The following is a 21,681-nucleotide window of genomic DNA, read 5'->3' as shown; positions in this document are numbered from 1 at the left end:
GATCCGCCGCATTCGTCGGAACGCCGCCCGCACCAAGCCGGCTCCCACAGGTTTAGCGTCCGTCCCGGAGTCGAGGTCAGCCTATAGCAGGCTTGTCCTCGGTCATCTCGACCTCAGGCTCCATCTTCCTGAAATACGTCGACAGCAACGCGCCACTGATGTTGTGCCACACGCTGAACAGCGCGCTCGGCACCGCTGCCAGTGGCGAGAAGTGTGCACTGGCCAGCGCCGCACCCAGCCCCGAGTTCTGCATGCCGACTTCCAGGGACAGCGATTTGCGCTGGGCCAGTGGCAGTTTGAACAGCTTGCCGGTGAAGTAACCGAGCAAGAAGCCGAAGCTGTTGTGCAGGATCACCACGGCCATGATCAGCAGGCCCGATTCGGCGATCTTCGCCTGGCTGGCCGCGACCACCGCGCAGACGATCATCACGATGCTCACCACCGAAATCAGCGGCAGCACGTCGACGGCGAACTGCACCTTGGCGCCGAGCAGGCGCTGGGCGATGACGCCGAGCACGATGGGCAGCATCACCAGTTGCAGGATCGACCAGAACATCTCCATGAAGGACACCGGCAGCCACGCCGACGCCAGCAGCCAGATCAGCGCCGGGGTCAGCAGCGGGGCGAGCAGGGTGGTGACGGCGGCGATGGCCACCGACAGCGCCAGGTCGCCCTTGGCCAGCCAGGTCATGACGTTGGACGAGGTGCCGCTCGGGCAGCAGCCGACCAGAATCACGCCGACGGCGATTTCCGCCGGCAGGTGAAACACCTGGCACAGCAACCAGGCCACGCCCGGCATGATCACGAAGTGCGCGACCACCCCCAGCGCCACGCGCCAGGGATGCCGCACCACTTCCGAGAAATCTTCAAGCTTGAGGGTCAGGCCCATGCCGAACATGACCAGGCCCAGCAGCGGCACGATCAGGGTCTTGAGGCTGATGAACCAGGCCGGGAACAGGAACGCCAGCACGGCGAACAGCAGCACCCAGTATGCAAAGGTATTACCGACGAAACGACTCAATGCAGCCAGGGCACGCATGGCTTGCTCCTTATTGTTGGATGAACTCGGACCGCTGAATGTGGGAGCCGGCTTGCTGGCGAATGCGGTGTGTCATTCACCTCATCAGGTGTCTGACCCACCGCATTCGCCAGCAAGCCGGCTCCCACAGATTTGAAGCTCGCAGGCTCGCGGTAATTACATCGCAGGCCTTTTCCCACAGATTGGGCCTTAAATGCCCTGCGGAATCTCTTCACCGCCCAGCGCATTGAACAGGTCCGGCAGGAAATCGCCGAAAGTCAGCATCATCAGGGTGAAGCTGGCGTCCAGCTGGCCCAGTGCATCATCGCCGCCGTCCTGTTCGGCCTGATCCTGCAGCAGGTCTTCGAACTTCAGGCGTTTGACGCTCAGCTTGTCGTCCAGAATGAAGGACAGCTTGTCCTGCCAGGCCAGCGACAATTGCGTCACGACCTTGCCGGTGCTCAGGTGCAGCTGGATCTCGTCGCTGGTCAGGTCCTGACGCTTGCATTTGACGATGCCGCCGTCTTCGTGGGTATCGCGCAGCTCGCACTCGTCCAGGACGAAGAAGTTCTCGGCGGTTTCGCCGCTCTTGACCCAGTCGGTCATGATCGCGGTCGGTGCGGTTTTCACGGTCACCGGACGCACCGGCAAGGAGCCGACCACTTCACGCAGGGTCGACAGCAGGTCTTCGGCACGTTTCGGGCTGGAGGCATTGACCAGGATCAGGCCCTGTTTCGGGGCGATGGCGGCGAAGGTCGAGGATTTGCGAATGAAGGCGCGCGGTAGGAAGGCCTGGACGATTTCGTCCTTGATCTGGTCGCGTTCCTTTTTATAGACCTTGCGCATCTGCTCGGTCTCGATCTCTTCGATCTTCTCTTTCAGGGCGTCGTTGACCACGCTGCCCGGCAGGATGCGTTCTTCCTTGCGCGCGCTGATCAGCATGAAGTCGCCGCTGACATGCACCAATGGCGCGTCTTCGCCCTTGCCGAACGGGGCGATGAAACCGTAAGTGGTCAACTCCTGGCTGGCACAGGCGCGTGCAGGCTTGGTCGCCAGCGCGGTTTCCAGCGCCTCGGCGTCAAATGGCAGGTCCTGGGTCAGGCGGTACACAAGCAGGTTTTTGAACCACATGGGGTACATCTCTCCTTTAATACAAAGGGGGGCATTATTCGCTGCCCGGACCCCGCGGCCAACCCTGATGTAAGCCTTTGGCAGGATTATAAAAATTATTTGAAAAAGTGCTTGCCAGAGGTGGGATCGCTCCGTAGAATGCGCGCCACACCGAGAGACAAGGGTGATTAGCTCAGCCGGGAGAGCATCTGCCTTACAAGCAGAGGGTCGGCGGTTCGATCCCGTCATCACCCACCACTCGTTGAAAGGTGTTACGCGCAGCGGTAGTTCAGTCGGTTAGAATACCGGCCTGTCACGCCGGGGGTCGCGGGTTCGAGTCCCGTCCGCTGCGCCATATTGAGTTACGAGGCCCTTGAACTCCTCGTAACGACAGAGAAAGCGACCTTATGGTCGCTTTTTTTGTGCCTGCGATTTGTCGCGCTGCCTTTCTTTGCTTCTGCCCGGAGGGCGTGGGAGCCCAGCTTGCTGGCGATCTGGCGCGAAGCGGCAGTAAAACCCGGCAACGCGGTTTGACAGGCATATCGCATCGGCAGGTTTTGTGACCGGTTCCCGGTCAATCGTCAGCAAGCTGGACTCCCACGGCCTCCGGCCAGAATCAAAAGCGCAGGTCAGCCCACAGTAATCGTCGGCAACTCCGCCAGATTCACCGTTTGCTCCTTGCGCGGCGCCAGAATCTCCGCTTCGCCTTCCACCACCATCTCGCCGTTCTGATTGAACACATTGGTGGCGATGCGCACCTTGAATTTGGGCAGCTTTTCCAGGATTTCCAGGCGCACGGTCAGGGTGTCGCCGATTTTCACCGGCTTCTGGAAGCTCATCTGCTGGCCCAGATAAATAGTGCCCGGCCCGGGCAACTCGCAGGCCACGGCAGCGCTGATCAGTGCGCCGCTGAACATGCCGTGGGCGATGCGGTCCTTGAACATGGTCTTGGCCGCGAACGCTTGGTCCAGATGCACCGGGTTGCGATCGCCCGACATCTCGGCGAACAGCTGGATGTGGCGCTCTTCGACGGTCTTGCTGTATTCGGCTTTCTGGCCGACTTCAAGGGCTTCGTAGGGCGTGTTGGTGACTTGGGTCATGTTGCGGTCCTGTGACGGGTAAAAAAGAAAGAAGAAGCGTGAAATCCGCAGCGGTCATTCGCTGCGACGGGGCCGTGGCCGCGCCAGCGCTTCTTCCAGCCAGGCGAGTAAATCACGAGTGACCTCCTCGCGGTTGGTTTCATTGAGGATTTCATGCCGCGCCTGCGGGTAGATCTTCAGCGTGACGTGCGGATGATCAGTACCGGTCAAAGCGTCGGCCAGATCCTTCAGACGCTTGCCCTCGCTCACCGGATCACATTCGCCGCCCATGATCAGGATCGGCAGGCTTTTATCGATCTGCGCCAGGTTGGAGGTTTTGCTGATCTGCGCCAGGCCCCCGAGCATGTCCAGCCAGAACTGGTTGGTGCAGCGAAAGCCGCAGTTCGGGTCGGCGACGTACTTGTCGACTTCCTGCGGGTCGCGGCTCAGCCAGTCGAATGAGGTGCGCACGGGCTTGAACTTGTTGTTGAACGAGCCGAACGACAGGAACTCGATCAGCGCACTGCGCCCGGTCGGGCCCTGGCGCCAACGCTCCAGGCGCGCCACCACGGCGGCGCTGCGGTAGAGCGACACCGGCTGGAAATTCGAGCCGCTGAGCACCGCGCCCTGAACGCTGGCGCTGTGGTGCAGCAGATAGGCCTGGGCGATGTAGCTGCCCATGCTGTGGCCCAGCACGAACACCGGCGCGCCGGGATGCCGCTGCTTCGCGGCCGCCTGCACCACGGCCAGGTCACCGACCACCTTGTTCCAGCCATCTTCATCGGCGTAGTGGCCGAGCACGCCGTGGGCGGCGGTGCGCCCATGGCCGCGTTGATCGTGGGCGTACAGGGCCAGGCCTGCCTCAGCCAGGGCGCTGCCCAGACGATCGTATCGTGCGCTGTGTTCGGCCATGCCGTGGGACAGCACCACCACGGCCCTGGGGCCGATCGTCGGCAGCCAGGCGTTGACGTACAGGCGATCGTGGTCGCTGGTGTCCAGCCAGAAGGCATCGTGTTTCATGGCGTTCCCTGACCTTGAAAAGAAGGATTTTTGTAAAGATTTGTCTCGAACCAGCGCTCAGGCACGCGCCTTCATGCAGTGTATAGCGCTTGCCGGATGACGGGCCGATCACTCACAAGATTCACGACGCTGATGACGATTTGCCTTCCTCCCACCAACTGCTAACGTCCGGCAGCAACGGCATTCTCAGGTAAGAGGCTAAAAACAATATGCAACCTGATTTCTGGAACGACAAACGCCCGGCCGGGGTTCTTCCCGACGTGGACCTGGCGGCGTACAAATCCGTGGTCGAGGTGTTCGAGCTCAGTTGCCGCACGTTCGCCGATCGTCCGGCCTACAGCAACATGGGCGTAACCTTGACCTATGCCGAACTTGAGCGCCAGTCGGCGGCCTTCGCCGGTTACCTGCAGCAACACACCGAACTCAAGCCGGGCGATCGCATCGCCGTGCAGATGCCCAACCTGATCCAGTACCCCATCGCCGTGTTCGGTGCAATGCGCGCCGGCCTGATAGTGGTCAACACCAACCCGCTGTACACCGCCCGCGAGATGCGCCATCAATTCAAGGACTCCGGCGCCCGCGCGCTGGTGTACCTGAACGTGTTCGGCAAGAACGTCCAGGAAGTGCTGCCGGACACCGACATTCAGTACCTGATCGAAGTGAAGATGGGTGACATGCAGTCCCCCGCCAAGGGCTGGCTGGTCAACACCGTGGTGGAAAAGGTCAAGAAACTGGTGCCCGAGTACCACTTGCCTCAGGCGGTGCCGTTCAAGCGCGTGATCAAGCAGGGGCGCGGCGTGCAGCTGCAGCCGGTGCCGCTGGATCTGGAAGACATCGCGGTACTGCAGTACACCGGCGGCACCACTGGTTCGCCCAAGGGCGCGATGCTGACCCACGGCAACCTGGTGGCGAACATGCAGCAGGTCTACGCCTGCATGCTGCAGCACGGGCCCGATGGCAGCCCGATCTTCAAGCAGGGCGGCGAGATCATGGTCGCGCCGCTGCCGATGTACCACATCTATGCCTTCACCTGTAACTGCATGTGCATGATGGTCAGCGGCAACCATAACCTGCTGATCACCAACCCGCGGGACATCGGCGGGTTCATCAAGGAACTGAAAAAGTGGAAGTTCTCGGCCATGGTCGGCCTGAACACGCTGTTCGTGGCGCTGATGGACCATCCCGAGTTCAAGAGCCTGGACTTCTCCAGCCTGCGCCTGACCAACTCCGGCGGTACCGCGCTGGTGAAATCCACCGCCGAGCGCTGGCTCAAGCTTACCGGTTGCCCCATCGTCGAAGGCTACGGCCTGACCGAAACCGCGCCGGTGGCCACGGCCAACCCCTATGGCGGCCATTCGAAGCTGGGCACGGTCGGCATGCCGGTGCCGGGCACGGCGGCGAAGATCATCAGCGATGACGGCGCCGAACTGCCGCTGGGCGAGCGTGGCGAACTGTGCCTCAAGGGGCCGCAGATCATGCTCGGCTACTGGCATCGCCCTGACGCCACGGCCGAAGTGCTGGACAGCGAAGGCTGGCTAAAGACCGGCGACATCGCGGTGATCGACCCGGACGGGTTCATTCGCATCGTCGACCGCAAGAAGGACATGATCATCGTCTCCGGCTTCAACGTGTACCCCAATGAAATCGAAGACGTGGTGTCGCGCCATCCCAAGGTCGCCAACTGCGCGGTGATCGGCGTGCCGGACGAGCGCTCGGGCGAGGCGGTCAAGCTGTTCGTGGTGCCACGGGACGCCAGCCTCACCGTCGACGAGCTCAAGGCCTACTGCAAGGAGAACTTCACCGGCTACAAGATTCCCAAGCAGGTGGTGCTGCGTGAGTCATTGCCGATGACACCGGTGGGCAAGATCCTGCGGCGCGAGCTACGCGATATCGCCTGAAGCGGCTATAGCTATATATAAAGAAACGGCGTGTTGAGAAACACGCCGTTTTTTGTTGTAGGAAGCATTGCACCGACCTGTAGGAGCGAATTCATTCGCGAATGGCCTGCTGGGGCGATACATCTCCGGCGCCTGACACATCATTCGCGAATGAATTCGCTCCTACAGGTGTGGTGTCGGGCGACCAAGGCGGGTGAAATGTAGGATTTTTCGACGTTTAGGTTCATTGCTCTAAACGTGACTTGATTTTGTTCAAGAGTCACGTTTATGACTGTAAGGGCCACTATTGGCTCTAGTCGGCCTCAGACAAAGCTGCTACGCTCGGCCCGCTTTTTGTTCAGTCGATAGGCAAAAAGCAGTTGCTACAAATTCCAAACACAAGAAATCATCGCATACGAGCGGTGTGTAGAAACGTAGTCGCTGAGGAGTTGGCTTGCATGATTGAAAACTTCTGGAAGGATAAATATCCGTCTGGTATCGCAGCCGATATCGACCCGGACGAATATCCGAACGTTCAGGCGGTATTGAAACAGTCTTGCGAGCGTTTCGCCAACAAACCTGCATTCAGCAACCTGGGCAAGACCCTCACCTACGGTGAGATGTACGCGCTGTCCGGGGCGTTTGCCGCTTACCTGCAGCAGCACACCGACCTGCAACCGGGCGATCGCATCGCCGTGCAGTTGCCCAACGTGCTGCAATATCCGATCGCCGTGTTCGGTGCCATTCGCGCCGGGCTGATCGTGGTCAACACCAACCCGCTGTACACCGCGCGGGAAATGGAACACCAATTCAACGACTCCGGTGCCAAGGCGCTGGTGTGCCTGGCGAACATGGCGCACCTGGCCGAAAAGGTGGTGCCGAAAACCGGCGTCAAGCACGTCATCGTCACCGAAGTCGCCGACCTGTTGCCGCCGCTCAAGCGCCTGCTGGTCAACAGCGTCATCAAGTACGTGAAGAAGATGGTGCCGCCGTTCCACCTGCCACGTGCCGTCAAGTTCAACGACGTGCTGGCGATGGGGCAGGGCAAGGCTGTTCAGGAAGTCTCGCCCAAGAGCAGTGATGTGGCCGTGCTGCAGTACACCGGCGGCACCACCGGCGTGGCCAAGGGCGCGATGCTGACCCACCGCAACCTGATCGCCAACATGCTGCAGTGCAAGGCGCTGATGGGCTCCAACCTCAACGAGGGCTGCGAGATCCTGATCACGCCGCTGCCGCTGTACCACATCTATGCGTTCACCTTTCACTGCATGTCGATGATGCTGATCGGCAACCACAACATCCTGATCAGCAACCCGCGCGACCTGTCGGCGATGGTCAAGGAGCTGTCGAAGTGGAAGTTCAGCGGCTTCGTCGGCCTCAACACGCTGTTCGTGGCCCTGTGCAACAACGCTGATTTCCGCAACCTGGATTTCTCCGCGCTGAAAGTCACGCTGTCTGGCGGCATGGCGCTGCAACAGGCCGCGGCCGAGCGCTGGAAGGAAGTGACCGGCTGCTCGATCTGCGAAGGTTACGGCATGACCGAAACCAGCCCGGTGGCCACGGTCAACCCGATCCAGAAGATTCAGATGGGCACCATCGGCATTCCGGTGCCCTCGACCCTGTGCAAGACCGTCAATGACGCCGGCGAAGAACTGCCGCTAGGTGAAGTGGGCGAGCTGTGCGTCAAGGGCCCGCAGGTGATGAAGGGTTACTGGCAGCGTCAGGAAGCCACCGACGAAATGCTCGACGCCGAAGGCTGGCTCAAGACCGGCGACATCGCGGTGATTCAGCCCGATGGCTACATGCGCATCGTCGACCGCAAGAAGGACATGATTCTGGTGTCTGGCTTCAATGTGTACCCGAACGAGCTGGAAGACGTGCTGGCGACCCTGCCGGGCGTGCTGCAATGCGCAGCCATCGGCGTGCCGGACGAGAAGTCGGGCGAGGCGATCAAGATCTTCGTGGTGGTCAAGCCGGGCGCGACCCTGACCAAGGAGCAGGTGATGGAGCACATGCGCGCCAACGTCACCGCCTACAAGGTGCCGCGCAGCGTGGAATTCCGCGACGCCCTGCCGACCACCAACGTCGGCAAGATCCTGCGCCGCGAGTTGCGTGATGAAGAGTTGAAAAAGCTGGCGCTGAAAAAGCCGGCCTGATCTGCCGCAATACCGACAAACCCCGCCCAGTGCGGGGTTTGTTGTTTTATGGGGGTTGTCCTGACGCCCTGGGACTTGTGGGAGTGAGCTTGCTCACGAAAAGGCGGGTACACCCCACACATCTTCCGCGCCAGGCATGCAGCTTTCGCGAGCAAGCTCGCTCCCACAGGGGTTGTGCATCATGGTCGATAAATCTGCGACAATCCGCGCCCTGAATACGACCAGAAAAGACTTCGCGCCCTGATGACCGACGAATCGACCTCCATCGACCAACTGTTCAAGAACCTCGACCAGGCGATGATCCATGATCGTCATCGGCTGCGTCGCCAGTTGCACGAGCTGCGCAAGAAGCCCGACGAGGTGAAGCTTGCGCAGTGGGTCGAGCGTGTCCAGGCGTCGTGCGCGCTGGTCGCGTCACGCAAGCAGAGCGTGCCGACCCTGCGTTACGACGAAAACCTGCCCATCGCCGCCAAGCGCGACGAGATCAAGGCGGCGCTGCAAAAGCATCAGGTGCTGATCATCGCGGGCGAAACCGGCTCGGGCAAAACCACCCAGTTGCCGAAGATCTGCCTGGAAATCGGCCGAGGCCAGCACGGCCTGATCGGCCATACACAGCCTCGGCGGATCGCGGCGCGCAGCGTCGGTGCCCGGGTTGCTGAAGAAATCGGCACGCCACTGGGCGGGCTGGTCGGCTATCAGGTGCGCTTCGAGGATCAGAGCGACGAGAACACCCTGATCAAGCTGATGACCGACGGCATCCTGCTGGCCGAAACCCAGCACGACCGCTTTCTGGAACGCTACGACACGATCATCGTCGACGAGGCCCATGAACGCAGCCTGAACATCGACTTCCTGCTGGGCTTCCTGAAAACCCTGCTGCCCCGACGGCCGGACCTGAAAGTCATCATCACCTCAGCGACTATCGACCTTGAGCGATTCTCGGAACACTTCGACAACGCGCCGATCATCGAAGTCTCGGGCCGCACCTTCCCGGTGGAGACCTGGTACCGGCCGATGACCGCCGAGCAGGACGAAGAGGGCAACAGCGTCGAGGAAGACCTGACCGTCGATCAGGCGATCCTCGCCACCCTGGACGAACTCGCTGCCTTCGAGCGCAGCGAGCGCAAGTCGCCGGGCGATGTGCTGGTGTTCCTGCCGGGCGAGCGCGAGATTCGCGACGCCGCCGAAGTGCTGCGCAAGGCGCAGCTCAAGCACACTGAAATTTTGCCGCTGTATGCGCGCCTGACCCCGGCCGAGCAGGCGAAGATCTTCCAGTCGCACCCGGGCCGGCGCGTGGTGCTGGCGACCAACGTCGCGGAGACCTCGCTGACCGTGCCGGGCATTCGCTACGTGATCGACACCGGCACCGCGCGAATCAGCCGCTACAGCTACCGGGCCAAGGTCCAGCGCCTGCCCATCGAGGCGATTTCCCAGGCCAGCGCCAACCAGCGCAAGGGCCGTTGCGGCCGGGTGGAGCCGGGCTTGTGCGTGCGCCTGTACAGCGAGGAGGATTTCCTCGCGCGCCCTGAATTCACCGATCCAGAGATTCTTCGTACCAACCTTGCCGCCGTCATCCTGCAGATGCTGCATTTGCGCCTGGGGCAGATCACCGATTTCCCGTTTATCGAGCCGCCGGATGGCAAGGCCATCAGTGACGGTTTCAACCTGTTGCAGGAGCTGTCGGCAGTCAACCGCGAGAACCAGCTCACGCCGCTGGGCCGCCAATTGGCGCGCCTGCCGGTCGACCCGCGCATGGGCCGCATGCTGCTCGAAGCCGCCAAACAAGGCAGCCTGCAGGAAGTGCTGATCGTCGCCAGTGCCATGTCGATCCAGGACCCGCGCGAGCGTCCGCCGGAGCGTCAGCAGGCCGCCGATCAGGCCCATGCCCAGTGGAAGGATCAGGACTCGGACTTCGCCGGCTTGGTCAACCTGTGGCGCGGATTCGAGGAGCAGCGCCAGGCCCTGACTGCCAGCCCGCTGCGCAACTGGTGCCGCCGCAACTTCCTCAATTACTTGCGTCTGCGCGAATGGCGTGACTCTCATCGTCAATTGAGCCTGATCTGCCGCGACCTGCAATTGACGGTGAACAAAGAGCCGGCTGACTACCCGAAATTCCACAAGGCAGTGCTCTCAGGTTTGCTCAGCCAGATCGGCCAGAAGACCGAAGAAGGCGATTACCTCGGCGCGCGCCAGCGCCGGTTCTGGGTGCATCCGTCCTCGGGGTTGGGGCGAAAACGCCCGCAATGGATCATGGCCGCGGAACTGGTGGAAACCACCAAGCTGTATGCGCGCATGGTGGCCAAGATCGAGCCGGAGTGGATCGAGCCGCTGGCCGGGCATGTGCTCAAGAAAAACCACTTCGAACCGCACTGGGAGAAGAAGCGCGGCCAGGTCGTTGCCTTCGAGCAGATCACCCTGTTCGGCCTGATCGTGGTCGGGCGCCGGCCGGTGCATTTCGGGCCGATCGATCCGGTGGTGTCTCGCGAGTTCTTCATTCGCGAAGGGCTGGTGCGCGGCGAAATCAATTCGAAAGCCAAGTGCCTCAGCGCCAACACCAAATTGCTGGAACAGCTCGACGAGCTGGAAGCCAAGGCCCGCCGCCGCGACATTCTGGCCGACGAAGAAACGCTGTTCGGCTTCTACGACGAGCGCCTGCCCGCTGAGATTCACCAGACGGCGACCTTCGATGCCTGGTACCGCATGGAAAGCCAGAAGAACCCCCAACTGCTGATCATGCGCGAAGAAGATGTGCTGGCCCGCGAAGCCAGCGAGGTCACCGCCAACCTGTATCCGGACACGCTGCGTCTCGGGGAACTGACGCTGGCGCTGAGTTACCACTTCGAGCCGAATCACCCTCGCGACGGCGTGACCCTGCGCGTTCCGGCGCCGCTGTTGTTGTCCCTGCCTGCCGAGCGCCTGGAGTGGCTGGTCCCTGGCCTGCTGGAAGCCAAGTGCGTGGCGCTGGTGCGCAACCTGCCCAAGGCCTTGCGCAAGAACTTCGTGCCGGTGCCGGACTTCGTCAAGGCCGCGCTGCAACGTATGGTGTTTGCCGATGGCTCGCTGACTCAGGCGCTGGGCCGGGAGCTGTTGCGCATGACCGGCGCCCGCGTGCCGGAAGAAGCCTGGGCCGAAGCGGCGCAGCAGGTGGAAAGCCATCTGAAGATGAACCTGGAAGTGGTCGACGCCAACGGCAAGTTCCTTGGTGAAGGCCGCGATCTGGATGAATTGACCGCGCGCTTTGCTGAAGCCGGGCAGGCCGCATTGGCGGTGCCGCAGTCGGCGAAGAGCCAGCAGCCGGTGGAGGCCAAGGGCTTTGCCAAGGTCGAGGAAAAGACCCAGCAGAAGATCGCCGGGCTGTCGATGACGGTGTATCCGGCGTTGGTGGAAGAGGGCGGCGTGGTCAAGGAAGGGCGTTTCTCGACGCCGGCCGAGGCCGAGTATCAGCATCGCCGCGCCTTGCAGCGCCTTTTGTTGCAGCAGTTGGCCGAGCCCGCCAAATTCCTGCGCAGCAAGCTGCCGGGGCAGACCGAACTGGGCCTGCTGTACCGCGACATGGGCCGCGTCGATGGCTTGATCGAAGACATTCTGCTGGCCAGCCTGGACAGCTGCATTCTAGAAGGCGAGGCGAGTCTGCCGCGTGATGGCGCGGGGCTGATGTCGTTGGCCGAACGCAAGCGCGGCAGCCTGACTGAACACGCCGAGCGGCTGGCGCGCCTGACGCTGGAGATCCTCAAGCTCTGGCACGGCCTGCAAAAGCGCTTCAAGGGCAAGATCGACCTGGCCCAGGCCGTGGCGCTGAACGACATCAAGGCGCAGCTGGGCAAGCTGGTGTATCCGGGCTTCGTGCGCGAGACACCGGCGCAGTGGCTCAAGGAACTGCCGCGTTATCTGAAGGCCATCGAGTTGCGCCTGGAGAAGCTCGGCGCACAGGTGCAGAAGGACCGGGTCTGGAGCATCGAGCTGGGCAACCTCTGGGCGCAATACCAGACCCGCGCCGACAAACACGCCCAGGAAGGCAAGCGCGATCCGGAGCTGGCGGTGTACCGCTGGTGGCTGGAGGAATACCGGGTGTCGCTGTTCGGCCAGCAACTGGGGACCAAAGTGCCGATTTCCGACAAGCGTTTGAGTAAGCAATGGGCGGCAGTGGAAGGTTAACGCAGCCTGCGCGGACCTCTGTAGGAGCGAATTCATTCGCGAAAATCGGTCAGGCGATGAAGAAGTGTCGTCTGTTCAAACTATTCGCGAATGAATTCGCTCCTACAGGTCGGTGTGATCGTCAGTTCGTCGCTAGCGCCAAATCCCGGCCGTTATGGCAAACTTCGTCGTTAAAACCACACGCTTTTGCTGTTTTGCGTTTCCCGCATGCGGGAGACATTTATCGTTGCATTGGTACTGTCGTTCCAGAAAGCCAGCACCGTGCTCGCTCAGGCGCTCTAGCCTGCTGCCTACAGAAAGAGAGGAACGATTGTGTACGACGTCGTCATCAGTGCCACCGGGCTCTACACCCCCAGCAACAGCATTTCCAACGAAGAGCTGGTCAATTCCTTCAACACCTACGTCGCGCAGTTCAACGCCGAAAACGCCGCCGCCATCGAAGCGGGTGATGTACAGGCACTGACCGAGTCCAGCGCCGCGTTTATCGAGAAGGCCAGTGGCATCAAGAGCCGCTTCGTCATGGACAAGGAAGGCATTCTCGACCCGCAGCGCATGAAGCCGCGTCTGCCCGAGCGCGCCAACGACGAATGGTCGATCCTCTGCGAGATGGGCGTGGCCGCTGCGAAGCAGGCGCTGGAGCGTGCAGGCAAAACGGCTGCCGATATCGACGGCGTGATCGTCGCCTGCTCCAACCTGCAGCGCGCGTATCCTGCCATTTCCATCGAAATCCAGGCCGCGTTGGGCGTCGAAGGCTTCGGTTTCGACATGAACGTGGCCTGTTCCTCGGCGACCTTTGGCATTCAAACGGCGTACAACAGCATCAAGCTGGGCCAGGCCCGCGCGCTGCTGGTGATCAGCCCGGAAATCTGTACCGCCCACCTGAACTTCCGCGACCGCGACAGCCACTTCATCTTTGGCGATGCGGCCACGGCTGTGGTCGTCGAGCGTGCGGATCTGGCTACCAGCGCCGAGCAGTTCGACATCGTCAGCACCAAGCTGCTGACCAGCTTCTCCAACAACATCCGCAACAACTTCGGCTTCCTCAACCGCACCGCCGAAGAAGGCGAGGGCAAGGCTGACAAACTGTTCGTTCAGGAAGGCCGCAAGGTGTTCCGCGAAGTGTGCCCGATGGTGGCAGAACTGGTGGGGACGCACCTGAAGGAAAACAGCCTGAACGTCAGCGACGTCAAGCGCTTCTGGCTGCACCAGGCCAACCTGAGCATGAACCACCTGATCGTCAAGAAGTTGCTGGACCGCGACGCCACGGTCGAAGAAGCGCCGGTGATTCTCGACACCTACGCCAACACCAGCTCGGCCGGTTCAGTCATCGCCTTCCACAAGTACCAGGCCGATCTGCCAAGCGGCGCGCTGGGCGTGTTGAGTTCGTTCGGTGCGGGGTATTCGATTGGTAGCGTGATTCTGCGCAAGAAATAAAAACAGCCCGGGATCAACCTGTCGGGACGGATGATGGGGGATCCGACAGGGTGATACCGGGCTGTGAGATTCACTCCAGGCCCCGAGGGAGCACTCGGGGCCTGAAGCTTTAAGCCTGTAACCTGAAACCGCGTTCCTTAGAACTTGGCGTTCACGTCCAGTTGCAGGGTGTTGGCGTGTTCGTCACGCGGCGCACCGGCGTAGGCGAAGTCGGCCTTGGTCAGGAAGTAGGTCGCACCCAGCGAGAAGTTCTTGTCGACATCGTACGAGACGCTCAGCTTGTGGCCGCGCGAACCGGTGGTGCCGTTGGCGAAGTCGGAGTCGGTGAAGGCGCCAACCACTGCGTTACGCTGAGTATCGCGGTAGTTGTAGTCCAGACCGAAGCCGAACACCTTGGTTTTCACGCCGGTCAGCCAGGCAGTGTCCTGGTTGCTGTCGGTCGCGCTGTTGACCACGTACTGGCCGTACAGGCTGAGTGGAACGACCATGCCGGTGAAGTCCAGCTGGCCGAAACCTTCATACAGACGGAAGTCGTTGGTGTTGTTGCCGTTGATGCCCAGGCCACAGAACGTGGTGCTGGTGCTGGCCGCTGCCGGGTTGCAATCGTTGGAGTTCGAGTACTGATAGACCGAACCACCGAGGGTCGCTTTCATGCTGTCGGTGATCGCGATACGCGTACCCAGCTGAGCGGCGTTCAGGCGCAGGTCGTTCTTGAACTGAGTACCTTCACCGCTGATGTTGTCCTTGAGGGTGTAGGTACCGGCGCTACCGAACAGCTCGAAGCCCTTGTTGATCGGCAGGCTGTAAGTGGCTGCCAGACCTTCTGGGTTGATGTCGGCGTCCCAGATCACGTCGCCTTCGCTGACCCACGGCTGTGGCATCTTGCCGCCGATCAGGTGCAGGTTCTGGATGGCAGTCGGGTGGAAGTCGATGTAGCCCTGATCCAGCCACAGGTCCTTCTTGGTGAAGTAGTCGTTCTGGTCGACGTTGGTGGAGTTGGCCTTGTTGTCGCCACCGGTGGCGATACGGATACCGGTGCTGACCTGCGGGTTGATGTCGGTGTAGGCGCCCAGGCGAACACGGATACGCTGACGGTTCTTGTCCTGGCTGTTGTTCTGGTCGTCGATCTTGACGGTTTCCTGACGAACGCGAACGTCGCCCTTGAACTGAGTCTTGGCAGCCCATGCCACTTTCTGTTCGAAAGCCGACAGCTCGGAAGATTTGGCGGTAGCGGCGGCGATCTGGTCGGCCTGGGCTTTCTGGGCTTGCGCTTGAGCCTGCTGATCCTTGGCCAGTTCGGTTTGCAGCTCGGTGTACTGAGCCTGCGAAATCGAGCCGTTGGCTTTGAGCATGTCGAGCAGTTTCGCGTCGACTGCGGCGCTGGCCGGAACACTCAGGGCCAGCAGCATACCGCCACACAGGGCTGCCGCAGTTTTCGTGGAAGCAAGACGCATATCAATCTCCGTAGATGAGAAGGGATGACAAAGCCATCCAGGGAACAACCGACCCAGGGTGGGCGGAAAAAAGTCAGTTCTTAAGAACCGGGGGCTCTAAAAACAGGCGCCAGTATTGCGACGGATTATTACGAAACGATGGCTATGTGATGGCATGTCGATGACATGTGAAAAATTCGTTGAACCCGCGAGCTAGAGCGTTGTCGCGCAAAGTTTCATGTGCAAATGGTTTCAATAGGTGATACTGCGCAAACGTTGGCGCAGGTTCGCGCGAGGCTTGGAGAGGGGCGATGCCGTTACATCGGTTGGACAGCTTGTCGGATCTGCAGCCGGCAGAATGGGACGGGTTGATCCCCGGTGACTCGCCGTTCCTGCGCCATGCCTTTCTCAGCTCGCTGGAAGACAGCGGCAGCCTGGGCCCTCGTTCGGGTTGGCGCGCCGAGCATCTTTTACATTACGAAAATGACCGGCTGATTGCCGCGATGCCGACCTATCGCAAATGGCATTCCTACGGCGAGTACGTGTTCGACCATGCGTGGGCCGACGCTTGTCGCCGCGCTGGTATCGCCTATTACCCCAAGTTGTTGGTGGCCGTGCCGTTCAGCCCGGTGAGCGGGCCCAGGCTTTTGGCAAAAACACCTGAAGATGGGCGCGAACTGGTTGCCTGCCTGCCGGGCTACGCCGAGGCCGAAGGGCTTTCCAGCGTCCACGTCAACTTCACTGACCCTGCCATCGACACGCTGCTGGCCGAGCAACCGGGCTGGCTTTCGCGCATCGGTTGCCAGTACCACTGGCATAACCGCGGCTATCGGGATTTTCAAGATTTTCTCGACGCACTCAGCTCCCGCAAACGCAAACAGATGCGCAAGGAGCGCGAGCAGGTGGCGGGGCAGGGCTTTGATTTCGAGTGGCTGCAAGGGCATGAACTGAGCGAGGCGCATTGGGATTTCGTCTACGCCTGTTACTCCAACACCTATGAGGTCCGTAGGCAGGCGCCGTACCTGACGCGGGAATTCTTCAGCCTGTTGGCCGAGCGCAGCCCTGAGGCGATTCGCGTGGTGTTCGCCCGGCAAGGCACACGGCCGGTGGCGATGGCGTTCAGTCTGGTCGGTGGCGACAGCTTCTACGGGCGTTACTGGGGCTGCCTGGCCGAGTTCGACCGGCTGCATTTCGAGACCTGTTTCTATCAGGGCATGGATTACGCCATCGCCCATGGTTTCCAGCGTTTCGACGCCGGAGCCCAGGGTGAGCACAAACTGATTCGCGGCTTTGAGCCAGTGATCACCCGTTCCTGGCATTACCTGGCCCACCCCGGATTGCGCGAGGCGGTGGCCGATTATCTGAACCAGGAGCGGGCGGGGATACTGGCCTACGCCGAAGAGGCGCGGGCGGCGTTGCCGTATCGGCAGACCGAGTGAGGTCGAGTCGTAATGTTGCGAGCAGACGCATTGTGGGAGTGAGCTTGCTCACGAAGGGGCCGGTACATCCGTCGCCATCTCTAGCGCACGAAATGGCTCATTCGTGAGCAAGCTCACTCCCACAGGTAGGAGTTGGCAAGCTCACTCCCACAGGTAGGAGGTCGCAGGCTCATACTTTTGGATGTAGTAAGCCGGCTCCTGCGACCGTCGGCACACGCGCCCCTACAACGACTGCGGCGCCAACGGGAAATCCTCGATCCCCACGAACCCACCGGTCTGATGCGCCCAGAGCCGTGCGTACAGCCCCTTGTGCGCCAAGAGCTCGGCGTGGGTGCCGCTTTCGGCGATTCGGCCGTTTTCCAGCACCACCAGCCGGTCCATTTTGGCAATCGTCGAGAGGCGGTGGGCGATGGCGATCACGGTCTTGCCCTTCATCAGGGTTTCCAGGCTTTCCTGAATCGCTGCTTCCACTTCCGAGTCCAGCGCCGAGGTGGCTTCGTCCATGATCAGGATCGGCGCGTCCTTGAGCAGCACGCGAGTGATCGCAATCCGCTGACGTTGCCCGCCCGACAGCTTCACCCCGCGCTCGCCGACATGGGCGTCGAGCCCGGTGCGGCCTTCGGAGTCGGTCAACAGCGGAATGAACTCGTCGGCCCGGGCCTTGCGCATCGCTTCCCACAGCTCGGCATCGGTGGCCTTGGGCCGGCCGTACAGCAGGTTGTCGCGGATCGAGCGGTGCAGCAGCGAGGTGTCCTGGGTGATCATGCCGATGTGCGAACGCAGGCTTTCCTGCGCGACGTGGGAGATGTCCTGATCGTCGATCAGAATCCGCCCGCCTTGTACGTCATACAGGCGCAACAGCAGGTTCACCAGCGTCGATTTGCCCGCACCGGACGGCCCGATCAGGCCGATCTTCTCGCCGGCCTTGATGTCCAGGTTCAGGCCGTGAATCACGCCTTTGCCCTTGCCGTACTGGAACTGCAGGTTCTCGAATTTCACCTCGCCGCGGCTGACATTCAGCTTGGGCGCCGCCTCACGGTCGGTCACGCCCACCGGCTGGGAAATGCTCTGCAGGCCGTCCTGGACCATGCCGATGTTTTCGAAGATGCCGTTGACCACCCACATGATCCAGCCGGACATGTTGACGATGCGGATCACCAGGCCCGTCGCCAGTGCGATAGCGCCCACCGAGATCAGCGACTGAGTCCACAGCCACAGCGCAAGACCGGTGGTCCAGACGATCAGGATGCCGTTGAGGGTGGTGATCACGGTGTCCATTTCGGTGATCACGCGCCCGGCCAGCTGGGTCTTTTCGGTCTGCTCGCTGATCGCTTCGCGGGCGTACTGCTGTTCGGAACTGGTGTGGGCGAACAGCTTGAGCGTGGTGATGTTGGTGTAGCCGTCGACGATGCGCCCCATCAGTTTGGAGCGCGCGTCCGACGACACCACCGAGCGCGCCTTGACCCGCGGTACGAAGTACCACAGGGCCAGGGCGAAACCGGCGATCCAGCTCAGCAGCGGGATCATCAGGCGCCAGTCGGCCTCGGCGAACAGCACCAGCGCACCGATCGAATAGATCAGCACGTGCCACATGGCGTCCACCGTCTGCACCGCCGAATCGCGCAGGGCATTGCCGGTCTGCACGATGCGTTGGGCGATGCGCCCGGCGAAGTCGTTCTGGAAGAAGTTGACGCTCTGCTTGAGCACATGGGTGTGGTTCTGCCAGTTGATCATGCTGGTCATGCCCGGGCTGATGGTCTGGTGCACCAGAAGGTCATGCAGGGCGACGAAGATCGGCCGCAGGATCAGCGCGACGATCGCCATCCAGGCCAGCTCGTAGGCGTGGTCACTGAAAAAGTTCGGGTTGGCGCCGCCTTGCGCCAGATCGATGATGCGGCTCAGGTAATTGAACAGGGCCACCTCGATCAACGCCCCGATCAGGCCGACCACCAGCAGCGCGACGAAGCTGGGCCACACCTGTTTGAGGTAGTAGACGTAGAAGGCGACGACTTGATTGGGCGGCGCGGCGGAGGGCGCCTCGCGGAAGATATCGATCAGTTGCTCGAAACGACGATAGAACATTGGCTATGACGCCCACGCTTGAGCGGGCTCTCCTTATCTGAGGACAGGTCGGGCGGACTGTGCGGCTAACCGCATGGGTTCTGACCGCATGAAATCACGAATGCTCGGATTCATTCCTTCGACCGCGTGGCAAAAATGCAAAAGCCGGGCAGGTGCCCGGCTTTCGCGCACTCAGTAGAGCTTAGTTCACGCGTTTGGCCGACTTGATCAGAATCGGGTCCAGCGGCACGTTCTGCATGCCTTGCTTGTTGCCGGTCTGCACGTTGACGATCTGGTCGACCACGTCCATGCCCTTGACCACTTTGCCGAACACCGCATAGCCGTAGTCGCGGGCGCCGTGGTCGAGCATGGCGTTGTCGACCACGTTGATGAAGAACTGGCTGGTGGCCGAGTTCACGTCCGAGGTGCGGGCCATGGCGATGGTGCCGCGCACGTTATGCAGGCCGTTGTCGGCTTCGTTCTTGATCGGATCGTTGGTGGGTTTCTGCACCATCTGCGCGGTGAAACCGCCGCCCTGGACCATGAAGCCCGGGATCACGCGGTGGAAGATGGTGTTGGAGTAGAAGTTGCTGTCCACGTACTTGAGGAAGTTGGCGGTGCTGACAGGCGCCTTGTCCTGGTTCAGCTCGATCTCGACCTGGCCGAAGCTGGTGTCCAGCACGACATGCGGCGCGGTGGCGGCCATCAGGTTGGAAGCGAACAGCACGGAAGCGGCAGTAAGGGCGATTTTTTTCAGCATGGGGCACAAGTCCTGATTGATTGTTCAACTGCAAATGGGAGCTTGACGGCAGATAGCTGGCAAGGGAAGCACGTTTGCGCGGGTTTTGACAGAGGGCAACGGAGAACCCCCGTAGCAGTCCGGCTTGCCGGCGGAGCGTCCTGTCAGGCAATACATCATTGACTGACCCACCGCCCCGCCGGCAAGCCGTGCTGCTACGAGTACGCGTTCTCGTGTTCTTCGATGAAATCCAGTAACAATTGATTGAACGCCCTGGGTTGATCCAGCGGCGTGGCATGCCGTGAATCATCGATCACCACCAGCTTCGAATTCGATATCAACGCCGCATATTCGCGCTTGAGCGCCACGGGCGTGTAATCCCGGTCCGCGGTGACGATCAGCGTCGGGCAGGTGATGCGCGAGAGTTTATCCTGCACGCCCCAGCCGATGATCGCGTTCATGCTCGCCAGGTACGCGCGTTTGTCGTTCTGCGCCCAGCGCTGGGCGACCTTGTGCCGCAGCTCGGTCTGTTCGGGTTTGGGAAACAGGTTCCTGCCCAGGCCCTTGCCGATGGTTTCCATGGGCAGCAGGCGTGCCAGCAGCCAGCGCTTGGCCAGCTTCTGCAGGTCATCGAAGCTTCTGACCTTTACTTGCGGGGCGCTGTTGACGATGGTCAGGCTCCTGAGCAATTGCGGCTGATCGACCGCCAGTTGAAAGCCGATCATCCCGCCCATGGACAGGCCCACCAAATGCACAGGGCCCAGGTGCAGATGATCGAGCAGGGCCTCGATGTCGGCACTGAAACCGGCGATGCTGTAACGCTCGCGGGGTTTGTCCGAGCGGCCATGCCCGCGCACGTCCACCGCGATCACCCGATGCTGCGCCGCCAGCGCCGGGATCTGGTATTCCCAGTCCCGGCAGCTTGAGCCCAGGCCATGAACCAGCAGCACCGGGCTGCCGGCGCCGTACTCTTCGTAGTGCAGGGAACAACCGTCATGTTCGAACCAGGGCATGGCTACTTCCTTGTGATCGTTGGCGTCTGCAATATCTTTCGCGAATAAATTCGCTCCTACGGGGTGATGCTGCACTGCAAATTTCGTGGGTAGGCGCGATATTTTCTGTAGGAGCGAATTCATTCGCGAATGCGGTGGCACATTCACCGAATCTGTGTCGCCTGAAACACCTTTCGCGAATAAATTCGCTCCTACAGGGGCGGTGTTTTCACTCGACCTGCTGCGGCGCCGCGAACGGCGCATCCAGCGGAGCGGTGTCGAAGGTCTGGATCAGCTCGATGAGAATCTGCGTCGCAGGCCCCAGCGGCTTGTCCTTGCTCGAGTAAAGATAGAACGTCGGGCTGCGGCTGCCGCCTTTGTCCAGTGGCAGGATCTTCAGCACGCCTTCGCGTATCTCCCGTTCGATCATGTGCCGGGGCAGCCAGGCAAAGCCCAGGCCGCTGCTGACGAACTTGGCCGCCGTGGCCAGGCTGCCGACCGTCCAGCGCTGTTCGGCGCCCAGCCAGCCGACGTCCCGGGGCTGGTTGCGCCCGGAGTCACGGATCACCACCTGCAGCTGGCTTTCCAGATCCTGGAAGGTCAACTCGCGTTGCATCAAGTGCAGCGCATGCTCGGGATGGGCGACGGCGACGAATTCGACGCTGCTCATCTCGGTGCCCAGATACCCCGGAATATTGAAGCCGCTGATTGCCAGGTCCGCCACGCCTTCGAGCAGCACTTCCTCGACGCCCGACAGCACTTCCTCGCGCAAACGCACGCGACAGCCGCGGCTCTGCGGCATGAACGCAGTCAGAGCGCGCACCAGTCGGGCGTTGGGATAGGCCGCGTCGACCACCAGCCGCACCTCGGCTTCCCAGCCCTGCTCCATGTGGTGGGCCAGGTCTTCCAGCTGGCTGGCGTTCTTCACCAATTGCCGCGAGCGGCGCAGCAGCACTTCACCGGCCTCGGTCAGCACCGCCTTGCGCCCGTCGATGCGCAACAGCGGCACGCCGAGTTGGTCCTGCATTCTGGCCACCGTGTAGCTCACCGATGACTGCGAGCGGTGCAGCGCTTCAGCGGCCTGGGCAAAACCGCCATGGTCGACCACGGCCTGCAGGGTGCGCCATTGATCAAGGGTTACGCGGGGCGCTTTCATCTCTCGCTCCTG

The 21,681-nt window shown here is 61.4% G+C and carries 14 protein-coding genes and 2 tRNA genes; 7 read left to right on the top strand and 9 right to left on the bottom strand.

The genetic code is table 11. The annotated features are described in order from the left end of the window. Window positions 1-76: 76 nt before the first annotated feature. Entirely contained in the window at window positions 77-1,039 is a 963-nt protein-coding gene (locus AC1MEK_RS03760) for a bile acid:sodium symporter family protein (RefSeq protein ID WP_480394925.1), read from the bottom strand. Window positions 1,040-1,228: 189 nt separating this feature from the next. Next, window positions 1,229-2,149, bottom strand: a complete 921-nt coding sequence (rdgC, locus tag AC1MEK_RS03755) for a recombination-associated protein RdgC (protein WP_480394924.1) — start codon at window positions 2,147-2,149, stop codon at window positions 1,229-1,231. Window positions 2,150-2,310: 161 nt separating this feature from the next. Here rdgC and AC1MEK_RS03750 point away from each other — a divergent pair. Both AC1MEK_RS03750 and AC1MEK_RS03745 read left to right on the top strand, forming a co-directional pair. Then, a tRNA-Val gene (locus AC1MEK_RS03750) sits at window positions 2,311-2,386 on the top strand. 20 nt (window positions 2,387-2,406) lie between these two features. Continuing rightward, window positions 2,407-2,483: transfer RNA gene (locus AC1MEK_RS03745), tRNA-Asp, on the top strand. A 274-nt stretch (window positions 2,484-2,757) separates the two neighbouring features. Here AC1MEK_RS03745 and AC1MEK_RS03740 read toward each other — a convergent pair. Then, window positions 2,758-3,228 carry a MaoC family dehydratase gene (locus tag AC1MEK_RS03740; protein WP_480394923.1) on the bottom strand — a complete coding sequence of 157 codons (471 nt, stop codon included), beginning with the start codon at window positions 3,226-3,228 and terminating at the stop codon, window positions 2,758-2,760. A 54-nt stretch (window positions 3,229-3,282) separates the two neighbouring features. After that, window positions 3,283-4,227 carry an alpha/beta hydrolase gene (locus tag AC1MEK_RS03735; protein ID WP_480394922.1) on the bottom strand — a complete coding sequence of 315 codons (945 nt, stop codon included), beginning with the start codon at window positions 4,225-4,227 and terminating at the stop codon, window positions 3,283-3,285. Between the two features lie 209 nt (window positions 4,228-4,436). Between AC1MEK_RS03735 and fadD2 the strand changes: the two genes are divergently transcribed. From fadD2 to AC1MEK_RS03715, 4 genes are all read left to right on the top strand, one after another. Next, window positions 4,437-6,125, top strand: coding sequence for a long-chain-fatty-acid--CoA ligase FadD2 (fadD2, locus tag AC1MEK_RS03730; RefSeq protein ID WP_480394921.1), 1,689 nt, complete (start codon window positions 4,437-4,439; stop codon window positions 6,123-6,125). Between the two features lie 437 nt (window positions 6,126-6,562). Further along, window positions 6,563-8,260 (top strand): long-chain-fatty-acid--CoA ligase FadD1, encoded by a 1,698-nt coding sequence (gene fadD1, locus AC1MEK_RS03725; protein WP_480394920.1) that lies wholly within the window; start codon window positions 6,563-6,565, stop codon window positions 8,258-8,260. Between the two features lie 243 nt (window positions 8,261-8,503). Beyond that, entirely contained in the window at window positions 8,504-12,415 is a 3,912-nt protein-coding gene (gene hrpA, locus AC1MEK_RS03720; protein ID WP_480394919.1) for an ATP-dependent RNA helicase HrpA, read from the top strand. 312 nt (window positions 12,416-12,727) lie between these two features. Beyond that, entirely contained in the window at window positions 12,728-13,849 is a 1,122-nt protein-coding gene (locus tag AC1MEK_RS03715) for a beta-ketoacyl-ACP synthase III (RefSeq protein WP_480394918.1), read from the top strand. Between the two features lie 137 nt (window positions 13,850-13,986). Here AC1MEK_RS03715 and AC1MEK_RS03710 read toward each other — a convergent pair whose 3' ends face one another. Further along, window positions 13,987-15,303 (bottom strand): putative porin, encoded by a 1,317-nt coding sequence (locus AC1MEK_RS03710; RefSeq protein ID WP_480394917.1) that lies wholly within the window; start codon window positions 15,301-15,303, stop codon window positions 13,987-13,989. 290 nt (window positions 15,304-15,593) lie between these two features. Between AC1MEK_RS03710 and AC1MEK_RS03705 the strand changes: the two genes are divergently transcribed. Beyond that, window positions 15,594-16,721: a GNAT family N-acetyltransferase gene (locus tag AC1MEK_RS03705; protein WP_480394916.1), complete on the top strand. Its 1,128-nt coding sequence runs from the start codon at window positions 15,594-15,596 to the stop codon at window positions 16,719-16,721. Window positions 16,722-16,943: 222 nt separating this feature from the next. On the opposite strand, the gene AC1MEK_RS03700 is transcribed toward AC1MEK_RS03705, so the two are convergent. From AC1MEK_RS03700 to AC1MEK_RS03685, 4 genes are all read right to left on the bottom strand, one after another. Next, on the bottom strand, window positions 16,944-18,803 hold the full coding sequence (locus AC1MEK_RS03700; protein WP_480394915.1) for an ABC transporter ATP-binding protein: 1,860 nt from the start codon (window positions 18,801-18,803) through the stop codon (window positions 16,944-16,946). A 181-nt stretch (window positions 18,804-18,984) separates the two neighbouring features. Beyond that, a complete protein-coding gene (locus AC1MEK_RS03695) occupies window positions 18,985-19,542 on the bottom strand; it encodes a peptidylprolyl isomerase (RefSeq protein WP_480394914.1) in 558 nt (185 codons plus the stop codon). A 194-nt stretch (window positions 19,543-19,736) separates the two neighbouring features. Further along, entirely contained in the window at window positions 19,737-20,534 is a 798-nt protein-coding gene (locus tag AC1MEK_RS03690; protein ID WP_480394913.1) for an alpha/beta fold hydrolase, read from the bottom strand. A gap of 208 nt (window positions 20,535-20,742) precedes the next feature. Further along, a complete protein-coding gene (locus tag AC1MEK_RS03685) occupies window positions 20,743-21,669 on the bottom strand; it encodes a LysR family transcriptional regulator (protein ID WP_480394912.1) in 927 nt (308 codons plus the stop codon). Window positions 21,670-21,681: the final 12 nt, after the last annotated feature.

This window comes from Pseudomonas sp. 2, from assembly GCF_056627435.1.
This window is presented reverse-complemented; position numbering and strand designations above follow the sequence as displayed.